This window comes from Sphingomonas sp. RS6, from assembly GCF_054489705.1.
Genome location: NZ_JBTMWM010000004.1, coordinates 166,397 through 177,083 on the forward strand (window position 1 = coordinate 166,397; position 10,687 = coordinate 177,083).

Consider the following 10,687-nt stretch of genomic DNA (forward strand, 5'->3'; position numbering starts at 1 on the left):
TGCCAGACCGGCCGAATCGCCGATCGATGAACGAAATCCGGCTGCGTCACCTACATTGCAAGATTTTTGTATCTGCTTTGTTCCAACGCAAGGCGCAAAAAAAGGGCGGCGCCGATGGTTCGGCGCCGCCCCCTTTGCTCGATCGCTGCGATCAGAAGCGATAGCCGATGCCGGCCAGCACCTGATGGCGCACCACGTCCTGCGACGCGTTGGTGTAGCGATACTCGACCTTGCCATAATAGTGGCCGAAGGTCCGCTCGACACCGGCACCGAGGCGGACGCCGTCGAGGTCTTCGGTCAGGCGGACGTCTTCGACGCGGCCGATCACGCGGCTGTTGTCATAGCCGACCTTGCCGTACAGCAGGGTGCCGGGCGCAACGACGTAACCGATGCGGGCGCCGGCGTAGAAGTCGCGGCCGCCCTTCACGTTGACGGTGCCGATCGTCTTGTCGGTGGTGGTGCCGGTGACTTCGCCGTCGATGCCGAGCACGACGTTGCCGCGCTGCAGGTCATAGCCGATCGCGCCGCCATAGACGAAGCCCGAACCGCTGAGGCCATCGGTCTTGATGTTGTCCCAACCGGCGACTGCTTCGACGCGCGGACCCTGGAAGGTCGCGTCCTGGGCGAGGGCGGGGGTTGCGACTGCCGTCAGGGCGAGCGCCGTCACTGCGAAAATACGCATGATGTTATACCTTTGGACTTGATACTTGTTATATCCGGATGGCCATCCAGGCCCCCTAGTTAGGCGTCCGGTTCGCAGGTGCAATATTACAAATGCATTACATTGGTATGTGTTGCACAAGTGCAACGGTCGGCGATTCCGCAGGGGAAGGCGATCGAGTTGAAAGTCGGTTCAGGTTCGCTTGACCCGCGCCGCCCGCCGGTACTATCGCCGCCGCAACCAGATGGAGGGAATCGCCGATGGACAAGCTCTACCCCAACGCGGAAGCAGCGCTGGAAGGGCTGCTGTTCGACGGGATGATGATCTGCGCGGGCGGTTTCGGCCTATGCGGCATTCCCGAACGGCTGATCGATGCGATCCAGGCTTCGGGCGTCAAGGACCTCACCATCGCCTCGAACAATGCCGGCATCGATAACGAGGGCCTGGGCAAGCTGCTGCGCACGCGCCAGGTCAAGAAGATGATCTCCTCGTACGTCGGCGAGAACAAGGAATTCGAGCGGCAGTATCTCTCCGGCGAGCTGGAGGTGGAGTTCTGCCCGCAGGGCACGCTCGCCGAGCGCTGCCGGGCAGGGGGCGCGGGCATCCCCGGCTTCTACACCAAGACCGGCGTCGGCACGAAGGTGGCCGAGGGCAAGGAAGTGAAGCTGTTCGACGGCGAGGAATATGTCCTCGAGCGCGGCATCCGCGCCGATATCTCGATCATCAAGGGCTGGAAGGCCGACGAGGCGGGGAATCTCATCTTCCGCAAGACCGCGCGCAACTTCAACCAGCCGATGGCCACCGCCAGCCACCTGTGCGTGGCCGAGGTGGAGGAAGTGGTGCCGGTCGGCAGCCTCGACCCCGACCAGATCCACCTGCCGGGCATCTATGTGAAGCGGCTGGTGGTCGGCGCGCCCTACGACAAGAAGATCGAGTTCCGCACCGTGCGTCCGCGCGAGGCGGCGTGATCCGGGCCGCGCTGCTGCTGGCGGCGTCGGGTCTGGCGCTGTCGGGCTGCGTCGTCGACGCGAGCGTGACGCAGGCGCCGCCTGCGCCGGCGCCCGCTGCTTCGGGCGGGGTCCCGGCCGGGATGCAATATCTCTATGGCTCGGGCGAGGCGGCGGCGCTGAGCGTGCAGGCCTATAACGCGCTGGTCGACCAGGTCCGCGCGCGCATGGCGAAGGACGATCCGAACGGCCCGCACCCCCGCAACTCGGTGGTGCTGACGCCCGACTCCACGCTGGCCACCCCGCGCTTCCAGTCCTGCGGCAACAAGCCGGCGGCGGCGGTATTCGACGTCGACGAGACGATGCTGCTCAACCTCGGCTATGAGGGGGACGATGCGAAGCGTTCGGGCGGCTGGGATTCCGCGCGCTGGGATCGCTGGGAAAAGACCGGCGCGATGAAGGTCGCCGCCGTCCCCGGTGCGCTCGACGCGGTGCGCGCGCTCCGGGCGATGGGCGTCACGGTGATCTTCAACACCAATCGCGCCGCCGCCAATGCCGAGGAAACCGAGGCGGCGCTGAACTTCGCGGGGCTGGGCCCGGCGAAGCATGGCGAGACGCTCTTCCTCAAGGGCGATGTCGGCGGCAAGTCGGGCAAGGATGCCCGCCGCAACGCGATCGCCCAGCGCTGGTGCGTGGTGGCGATGGGCGGCGACCAACTCGGCGACTTCACCGACCTGTTCGCGGGTCTTACCCCGCCCGAGCGGCGCGCGGCCGCCGCGAGCCCGGCGATCGCCGCGCTATGGGGCCGCGGCTGGTTCGTGCTGCCCAACCCCGTCTACGGAACCGGGCTCGGTTCCACCTATGACCAAACCTTCCCGCCGGCGACGCGCTGGGCGGATCCGCAGGAGAAGCACTGATGGCCTGGACCCGCGACGACATGGCGGCGCGCGCCGCGAAGGAACTGCAGGACGGCTTCTACGTCAATCTCGGCATCGGCATCCCGACGCTGGTGGCGAACCACATTCCCGAGGGGGTGGAGGTGACGCTCCAGTCCGAGAACGGCATGCTCGGCATCGGCCCGTTCCCGCTCGAGGGCGATGAGGATCCCGACCTTATCAACGCCGGCAAGCAGACGATCAGCGAACTGCCCAGCTCGGTCTATTTCAGCTCGGCCGACAGCTTCGCGATGATCCGCGGCGGGCATATCGACCTGACCGTGCTCGGCGCGATGGAAGTGAGCCAGGCCGGCGACATCGCCAACTGGATGATCCCGGGCAAGATGATCAAGGGCATGGGCGGCGCGATGGACCTGGTCGCCGGCGTGAAGAAGATCATCGTGGTGATGGAGCACAACGCCAAGGACGGCAGCCCCAAGTTCATCCCCGAGTGCACGCTGCCGCTGACGGGGAAGAACGTGGTCGACATGATCATCACCGATCTCGCGGTGTTCCAGCGCGTGGACCATGCCTCGCCGTTCCGGCTGGTCGAACTGGCGCCGGGCGTGACCGCGGAGGAAGTCGCCGCCAAGACGACGGCGCACTATGAGGTCGCGTTGGCGACGGCCTGATCCGCCGGCGCGCGGTCGTGCGCCTGTCGTCAAGCTGGATGGCGCCTGCGCCGCTTGCAGCCCGGCACGCGGGGCGCCATTGCGGCGCACACCCATTGTATCGCGAGTGTCTGCATGGCCGCCCTTCGCCGCTGGATCGACCCCTATCTGTTGCTGCTGATCGCGACCGTGGCATTGGCCGCTGTGTTGCCGGCGCGGGGGATATGGGCGCCGGTGGCGGACCAGGCGGTGTCGATTGCGGTCGCGCTGCTGTTCTTCCTCTATGGCGCGCGGCTGGCGCCCGCCGCCATCTGGGCAGGGCTTACCCACTGGCGGCTGCAACTGACGGTGTTTCTCAGCACCTTCCTGTTCTTTCCGCTGATCGGCATGGGCGCGTTCGCACTGGCGGGAAAACTGCTGCCGCCCGGCATCGCCACCGGTATCCTGTTCCTGTGCCTGCTGCCGTCGACGGTGCAATCCTCGATCGCCTTCACCTCGATCGCGCGGGGCAATGTTCCCGCAGCCCTGTGCAGCGCATCGCTTTCCAATCTTGTCGGCGTGCTGATCACGCCGCTGCTCGTCGCGCTCTTGCTGCCGCACGCGAGCGGGGCGGGTTTCTCGCTGTCCTCGCTCGAATCGATCGCGATGCAGATCCTGCTGCCCTTCGCGGCGGGGCAGGCGGCGCGACCGCTGATCGGCACGTTCATCCTGAAGCACCGCACGCTGACCATGGTGGTGGATCGCGGATCGATCCTGCTCGTCGTCTACGCGGCCTTCAGCGAAGGCATGGTGGCGGGGGTGTGGAGCCGGGTGTCGCTGGCCGATCTGGCGCTGGTGCTGGCGTTCAACGCGGTGATCCTGGCCATCGTGATCGTCGCGACCACGATCGGCAGCCGCCAGATGGGGTTCAGCAAGGAGGATGAAATCGCGATCGTCTTCTGCGGATCGAAGAAGAGCATGGCGAGTGGCATCCCGATGGCGACGATTCTGTTCGCCGGCGGTACCGTAAGCCTGATCGTGCTGCCGCTGATGATCTTCCACCAATTGCAGCTGTTTGTCTGCGCGGTGCTGGCGCGGAAATATGGGGCGCGGGATTGATGTGTGACTCGCGGCACAGCGTGTGTATTTGCGGGGACGGCGCCGGTTGGAATTGATGGATCACAATTGGGTTGGAAGTAGTGATTTTTGTGTCTAGCTTGCGACGACAGAGTTAGGGGGAATTGATCGTGGCATGTCGCGTTGCCGTGCTGTTAGCATCGGGCTTCTTGTTGGTTTCAATGCCCAGTTTGGCGAATGACTGGAAAATCGCGGCCCCTAGCAGTGGCCACGGCGAGACACTCTCCGTGGAAATCGATCCGCAGCGATCCTACACGTTCGAGTGCACGCCGGACGCTGTTGCCATTACCTACGCTGGCGCAACCGATCTGCTTAACATCCGCGGTGAGGGCAAAGTCGGCGATGCGCCCGGATCCGCTATGCCAGAGGGGGCCGCAATGATGGCCCTTTACACCGGCAAGGACGAACCTCAGTTCATGCCTGCCGAGTATAAGCCCAGTGCGGGGCAAGGCTGGGATTTGACGATCCGGCTGGCGAAGAATGACAAAGCGCTGAAAGGCTTGGAGCGGGCCGACATGCTTTCGCTCTTCACAACGGGCTATACGGCTGCGCGTCCGCTGGATGCGGACGCGCGCGCGCAGATCAAAGGTTTTCTGGCGCGCTGCCGGGGCTGATGGGAAACTTGCGACCTATCCTCCCTCCGTGAGTGAGGTAGGCAGAAAATGTCCCTCAACCTTGCATCTGCGCACGATTCGATTAAAGCGCGGCCATGTCGCGTGAACCTCGCACCCTGTATGAAAAGATCTGGACCGACCATGTCGTCGAGCGCCGGGACGATGGCACCTGCCTGATCTATATCGATCGGCACCTCGTCCACGAAGTCACCAGCCCGCAGGCCTTTGCCGGGCTTCGCGCGGCGGGCCGCAAGGTGCGCCGTACCGATCTTACCCTCGCGGTGCCCGATCACAATCTGCCGACCACCCCGCGCGTCGATGCCGCCGGCAACCCGCTGCCGATCGCCGACCCCGCCAGCGCGGGCCAACTCTCCGCCCTGCGCAGCAATGTCGCCGAGTTCGGCGTGCCCTATATCGACGCGCTCGATGCGCGGCAGGGGATCGTCCATGTCGTCGGGCCGGAACAGGGCTTTACCGTACCGGGCGCGACGCTGGTGTGTGGTGACAGCCACACCTCGGCGCATGGCGCGCTGGGCGCACTGGCGTTCGGCATCGGCACCAGCGAGGTCGAGCATGTGCTCGCCACCCAGACGCTGCTGCTCAAGCAATCCAAGACTATGGAAATCCGCGTCGACGGCAAACTCGGCCACGGCGTCAGCGCCAAGGATGTGGTGCTGGCGATCATCGGCAAGATCGGCGCGGCGGGCGGCACCGGCTATGTCATCGAATTCACCGGTGAGGTGATACGCGACCTTTCGATCGAGGGGCGGCTCACCATCTCCAACATGTCGATCGAGGGCGGGGCGCGCTCGGGCCTGATCGCGCCGGACGAGAAGACCTTTGCCTATCTCAAGGGCCGGCCGCTGGCGCCGACCGGCGAGGCATGGGATCGCGCTATCGCCTATTGGCAGACGCTGCCGACCGATGCCGGCGCCCGCTATGACGCAGTGGTGAAGCTCGACGCGACCGACATCGCACCGTCGCTGACCTGGGGCACCAGCCCCGAGGACGTGGTGCCGATCACCGGCGTCGTGCCCGATCCGGAAAGCTTTGCCGATCCCTCGAAGCGCGCCGCCGCGCAGCGCTCGCTCGACTATATGGGGCTCACCCCCGGCACCGCGATGCAGGATATTCCGGTCGAGCACATCTTCATCGGGTCGTGCACCAACAGCCGGATCGAGGATCTGCGCGCCGCCGCCGCGGTGGTGCAGGGCCGCAAGGTTGCCGACCGCATCCGCCAGGCGCTGATCGTGCCGGGCTCGGGGCTGGTCAAGCGCCAGGCCGAGGAAGAAGGGCTCGATCGCATCTTCCTGGAGGCGGGCTTCCAGTGGCGCGAGCCTGGCTGCTCGATGTGCCTGGCGATGAATCCGGACAAGGTTCCCGCCGGAGAACGTTGTGCTTCCACTTCGAATCGCAATTTCGTAGGACGCCAGGGTCCCGGTGCCCGCACGCACCTCGTCTCGCCCGCAATGGCGGCGGCGGCGGCGGTGACCGGGCACCTGACGGACGTTCGCGAGTTGATGGCGAACCAGGCGTAAGACGTAAGGGGATAGACGCCATGAAAAAGGCGCTGGTCGCATTGATTGCCGGAACGATCCTGAGCGGTGTCGCCGCTGCCTATGCGGGTGCCTATCCGCGGCCCGAGACGCCGATCAAAACTACCCCGGCGCTCGAGCGGGTGGTCGTCGCACCGCGCTGACGCGGGCGGCGGATTGCCGAAGAATTGGGGTGGCCTCCGCCACTCGTTAGGAAAGCTGTGTCCATGCATCTGAACACCGTATCGGCGGAGCGCCGCTGATGGAGCCGATCCAGCAGGTTTCGGGTCGCGCCTATCCTTGGGGCGCCAAGAACATCGATACGGATATCATCATCCCCGCGCACTGGCTGAAGACCACGACGCGCGAGGGGCTGGGCAAGGGCGCGTTCGAAAGCGTCCGCGCGGAGCCGGGCAATCTGTTCGACGATCCCCGCTATGCCGGCGCGCCGATCCTGGTGGCGGGCGAGAATTTCGGCTGCGGCTCCAGCCGCGAGCACGCCGCCTGGGCGCTGGCCGACATGGGCATCAAGGCGGTGATCGCGCCGAGCTTCTCGGACATCTTCTCGGGCAACGCCTTCAAGAACGGCATCGTCACCGTGGTGCTGCCGCAGGAGGCGATCGACCGGCTGGTGCAGGTGGCGACCGCCAACGAGATCACCGTCGACCTGGAGACGATGACGGTCACGACCGACTTCCAGGACCGCTTCGCCTTCGCGCTCGACCCGTTCCGCCGCGACTGCCTGATGCAGGGGCTGGACGAGATCGGCATGACGCTGGCACAAGATACCGCGATTTCGAAATTCGAATCCGCGGTTGCGCACGAACGCCCGTGGATCGCTGTAGGAGGCGGACATGAAGGCGTTGCTGTCGAAGGCATCGGGCGGACCTGATACTCTAAGCCTGGAAGAGGTGGCTGACCCGCAAGTCGGGAAAGGCCAGGTGCTGGTTGGCGTGCAAGCCTGCGCGATCAACTATCCCGACGTGCTGATCATCGAGGATCGCTACCAGTTCAAGCCGCCCCGGCCGTTCGCGCCGGGCGGCGAGATCGCCGGCGTGGTCGAAGCCGTGGGCGAGGGTGTCACCGACTGGGCGCCGGGCGACCGGGTGATCGCCGTGCCGGGCCATGGTGGGCTGGTCGAGAAGCTGGTGCTGAGCCCGGCGCAGCTCTACCGGCTGCCCGAGGGCCGCAGCTTCGAGGACGGCGCGGCGCTGCTGCTCACCTATGCGACGACGATCCATGCGCTGCTCGATCGGGGCAGGCTGAGCGCCGGCCAGACGCTGCTCGTGCTGGGGGCGGCGGGCGGCGTCGGGCTCGCGGCGATCGAGCTGGGCAAGGCGTACGGCGCGACGGTGGTGGCGGCGGTCTCCTCCGAGGAAAAGGCCGAGGCAGCGCGGGCGGCGGGGGCGGATGCGACGCTGGTCTATCCGCGCGGGCCGCTCGACAAGGAGGCCTCGAAGGCGCTGGCCGAGGCGTTCAAGGCGGCGGTCGGCCCCAAGGGCGCGGACGTGATCTACGATCCGGTCGGTGGCGACTATGCCGAGCCGGCGCTGCGCGCGATCGGCTGGGAGGGGCGCTATCTGGTGGTCGGCTTCCCGGCGGGCATCCCCAAGCTGCCGCTCAACCTCACCCTGCTCAAAAGCTGCGACGTGTGCGGCGTGTTCTGGGGCGCCTTCGCCGCGCGCGATCCCCAGGCCAACCGCGCGCATGTCGACACGCTGTTCCGGCTGTGGAGCGAAGGCAAGATCGCGCCGCGGGTGACGGAGGTGTTTCCGTTCGCCGAGGGCGGCGCTGCGATCGCCAAGATGGCGGCGCGGGCGGTGATCGGGAAGGTGGTGGTGCGGGTGGCGGGTTAGGTCCCGAGGCCTCGCGATTGCGCCGGCAGACCGACGCTTGCGTCACGTTGGCCTCAAATGTCTCGCCGGATTATAGTGGAGCGAGACGCGGGAGATTTCGCTTGTTCGGCTGGCTTACGAGAAAGCGTGCTCGGATCGTTGATCGGCCCGTGTTTGCTGCGTTCCGCTTCGACAAGATCGATACGGTCAAGCGGTCGGCTCAATATGGCAACACGGGGCCGCAAGGTTGGGGGTTCACGCTTTGGGGATCTTCCGATGGCGACGAGTTCATGTATCGCCATCTCCTCGAGACGTTTGCGGCACAAAATCGAGATGCCCTGCTCACCCTCCCGGAATGGACCGAATACGAGGACCTCATTGAGGGTGCGCTTCTTTGGCGCTCACACACCATCTGGGTTTGGTACGAAACCGTGCTGACCCACATCTGGCTGTGGTCGACCGACAAGCAGGTTATGGAAGACCTGCGGGTCGAATTGATGAAGCTGGTAAAAGCGAGCTGATCGTCAGCCGATGAGTCTCTCTGCGCTTGGCGGATGCCTTGTAACCGTATCGCCAACCCCCGCCATCCGGAACCTCCCCCGTTGCCAGCGCGGCCCCGCCCTCCTATCTCGGGCCCGAGTTTAGCTAAGGGGCATATGATGACCGCATTCGACGATCGCGAACGGGCGTTCGAGGCGAAGTTCGCGCGCGACGAGGATATGGCGTTCCGCATCACCGCGCGCCGCAACAAGCTGCTCGGCCAGTGGGCCGCCGCCAGGATGGGCCTCACACCCGAAGAGACCGACGCCTATGCCAAGGCGGTCGTCCAGGCCGATTTCGAGGAAGCCGGCGACGAGGACGTGATCCGCAAGCTGCTCGGCGACATGCTCGCGGCGAATGTCGAGATCGACGACGCCACCGTGCGCCGCGCGATCGAGGAAAAGACCGTCGAGGCCCGCCGCCAGCTGATGGAATCCCAGTAACATGCCGATGCCCGCTGCCGAGATCGAGGCGCTGATCCGCGCCGGCATCCCCGACGCCCAGATCGAGATCACCGATCTGGCCGGCGACGGCGACCACTATGCAGCGCGGGTTGTCGCCCCCATGTTCCGGGGCATGCCGCGCGTGCGGCAACACCAGGCCGTCTATGCGGCGCTGGGTGGACGGATGGGCGGCGTGCTCCACGCGCTCCAGCTGACCACCGAAGCGACGCCCGAGGAGTAAGCAATGACCGACGATACCCAGGCCCGCATCCAGCAGCTGGTCGACGGCAGCGACGTGCTGCTGTTCATGAAGGGCAGCCCCCTGTTCCCCCAGTGCGGCTTTTCCAGCCGCGCGGTGGCGATCCTCAACCATCTCGGCGTCGAGTTCGAGAGCGTCGATGTGCTGCAGGACCAGGCCGTCCGCCAGGGCATCAAGGCCTTTTCCGACTGGCCGACTATCCCCCAGCTCTATGTGAAGGGTGAGTTCGTCGGCGGTTCGGACATCATGATGGAAATGTACGAAAGCGGCGAGCTGACCCAGCTGATGGCCGACAAGGGCGTCGCGGCTTCGGCCTGACTTCGCGCCCGGTACGGCCGACGACAGAAAAAGGCCCTCGCGCTGCGGGGGCCTTTTTTCGTGTCATGGCTGCGTGCTGCCCGGTGCGGGCGGGTCGATGCGAGACCGGTTGAGCATCGACCCGCCCGGAAGCGTCAGGGAACGCTTGGGGTGTCTTCCTTCTAGCAGGGTGCGTGCCAAAATCACGAAAGCCCGGGTTTGCGCCCACACGATGGTTAATTCGCGAACCGGACGGCACGCAGGTGTAAGACATTCCGACAACGCTGCTCCGCTCGGGCGCCTGACCGAGCGGAGGCTGGTTGCGGTGCTTAGGCGTAGGTAACCTTCACCCGTGCGCGGTGACGGACCGCCGAGCCTGCGAGCGCAAAGCCGCCGATCAGCATGCCCCACGCGGCCGGTTCCGGCACGCCCGCGGGCTCCAGCGCGGTGACCGCGATCGTGCCATCGGGATAGCCGTCCGGAATCGTCAGGATCTGGAACGACAGCGTGTCGCCTGCCTGCAGATAGATCAGCCCGCGCGTGAACTTGCCGGAATCATAGGCCGCGTCGGGGTCGGTCAGATAGGTACCGTCGTCGATCGGCGACAGGGCAGAGGCGAAAATGACGCCGTTGATGAAGATGTTATACTCGTCGCCGATCACGTAAAGATCGGTGAACTTCGCCGTGATGGCGACGGGCGCGTAATAGGTGTTCTCGAAAAAATCGCCCGGTTCGCCGAAATAGTCCTGAATGTCCCAGGATCCGATCAAGGTCGTCAGGTCGATCGGGTCGGCCATTGCCGGAACGGGTGCCAGCGCCAGCGCCGGGATTGCAATGCTCAATAGCTTGGTCATGCGCATGATGTACCCCCATCACTACGAATCGCTGCTGCGG

Annotated in this window: 15 protein-coding genes; 13 read left to right on the forward strand and 2 right to left on the reverse strand. The window is 65.5% G+C overall.

The features are described from left to right. Positions 1 to 151: 151 nt before the first annotated feature. Entirely contained in the window at positions 152 to 682 is a 531-nt protein-coding gene (locus tag ACX40Y_RS10050; RefSeq protein WP_459119415.1) for a porin family protein, read from the reverse strand. 239 nt (positions 683 to 921) lie between these two features. Here ACX40Y_RS10050 and ACX40Y_RS10055 point away from each other — a divergent pair, with 239 nt between their 5' ends. The 13 genes from ACX40Y_RS10055 (at position 922) to grxD (ending at position 9,814) form a co-directional block, all read left to right on the forward strand. Beyond that, on the forward strand, positions 922 to 1,629 hold the full coding sequence (locus ACX40Y_RS10055) for a CoA transferase subunit A (RefSeq protein WP_459119416.1): 708 nt from the start codon (positions 922 to 924) through the stop codon (positions 1,627 to 1,629). Then, positions 1,626 to 2,525, forward strand: coding sequence for a 5'-nucleotidase, lipoprotein e(P4) family (locus tag ACX40Y_RS10060; RefSeq protein ID WP_459119417.1), 900 nt, complete (start codon positions 1,626 to 1,628; stop codon positions 2,523 to 2,525). Before ACX40Y_RS10055 ends, ACX40Y_RS10060 begins: the two co-directional genes overlap by 4 nt. Further along, complete coding sequence (locus ACX40Y_RS10065) at positions 2,525 to 3,175, forward strand: CoA transferase subunit B (protein WP_459119418.1); 651 nt, start codon at positions 2,525 to 2,527, stop codon at positions 3,173 to 3,175. Before ACX40Y_RS10060 ends, ACX40Y_RS10065 begins: the two co-directional genes overlap by 1 nt. A gap of 114 nt (positions 3,176 to 3,289) precedes the next feature. Next, a complete protein-coding gene (locus tag ACX40Y_RS10070) occupies positions 3,290 to 4,252 on the forward strand; it encodes a bile acid:sodium symporter family protein (protein ID WP_459119419.1) in 963 nt (320 codons plus the stop codon). Between the two features lie 245 nt (positions 4,253 to 4,497). Beyond that, positions 4,498 to 4,884 carry a hypothetical protein gene (locus tag ACX40Y_RS10075; protein WP_459119420.1) on the forward strand — a complete coding sequence of 129 codons (387 nt, stop codon included), beginning with the start codon at positions 4,498 to 4,500 and terminating at the stop codon, positions 4,882 to 4,884. A 95-nt stretch (positions 4,885 to 4,979) separates the two neighbouring features. Further along, on the forward strand, positions 4,980 to 6,422 hold the full coding sequence (gene leuC / locus ACX40Y_RS10080) for a 3-isopropylmalate dehydratase large subunit (protein ID WP_459119421.1): 1,443 nt from the start codon (positions 4,980 to 4,982) through the stop codon (positions 6,420 to 6,422). Positions 6,423 to 6,442: 20 nt separating this feature from the next. Beyond that, a complete protein-coding gene (locus ACX40Y_RS10085; RefSeq protein WP_459119422.1) occupies positions 6,443 to 6,583 on the forward strand; it encodes a hypothetical protein in 141 nt (46 codons plus the stop codon). 98 nt (positions 6,584 to 6,681) lie between these two features. After that, positions 6,682 to 7,311, forward strand: a complete 630-nt coding sequence (leuD, locus tag ACX40Y_RS10090; protein ID WP_459119423.1) for a 3-isopropylmalate dehydratase small subunit — start codon at positions 6,682 to 6,684, stop codon at positions 7,309 to 7,311. Beyond that, the gene (locus tag ACX40Y_RS10095) at positions 7,274 to 8,275 is read left to right on the forward strand and encodes an NADPH:quinone oxidoreductase family protein (protein WP_459119424.1); all 1,002 of its coding nucleotides are present in this window, start codon (positions 7,274 to 7,276) and stop codon (positions 8,273 to 8,275) included. Before leuD ends, ACX40Y_RS10095 begins: the two co-directional genes overlap by 38 nt. A 101-nt stretch (positions 8,276 to 8,376) precedes the next feature. Next, the gene (locus tag ACX40Y_RS10100; protein WP_459119425.1) at positions 8,377 to 8,775 is read left to right on the forward strand and encodes a hypothetical protein; all 399 of its coding nucleotides are present in this window, start codon (positions 8,377 to 8,379) and stop codon (positions 8,773 to 8,775) included. Positions 8,776 to 8,913: 138 nt separating this feature from the next. Beyond that, positions 8,914 to 9,237, forward strand: a complete 324-nt coding sequence (locus ACX40Y_RS10105) for a DUF1476 domain-containing protein (RefSeq protein WP_459119426.1) — start codon at positions 8,914 to 8,916, stop codon at positions 9,235 to 9,237. A 1-nt stretch (position 9,238) separates the two neighbouring features. After that, complete coding sequence (locus tag ACX40Y_RS10110; protein ID WP_064313164.1) at positions 9,239 to 9,478, forward strand: BolA family protein; 240 nt, start codon at positions 9,239 to 9,241, stop codon at positions 9,476 to 9,478. Between the two features lie 3 nt (positions 9,479 to 9,481). Beyond that, positions 9,482 to 9,814: a Grx4 family monothiol glutaredoxin gene (gene grxD, locus ACX40Y_RS10115; protein WP_459119427.1), complete on the forward strand. Its 333-nt coding sequence runs from the start codon at positions 9,482 to 9,484 to the stop codon at positions 9,812 to 9,814. 308 nt (positions 9,815 to 10,122) lie between these two features. On the opposite strand, the gene ACX40Y_RS10120 is transcribed toward grxD, so the two are convergent. Next, positions 10,123 to 10,647 (reverse strand): PEPxxWA-CTERM sorting domain-containing protein, encoded by a 525-nt coding sequence (locus ACX40Y_RS10120; RefSeq protein ID WP_459119428.1) that lies wholly within the window; start codon positions 10,645 to 10,647, stop codon positions 10,123 to 10,125. Between the last annotated feature and the right edge of the window lie 40 nt (positions 10,648 to 10,687).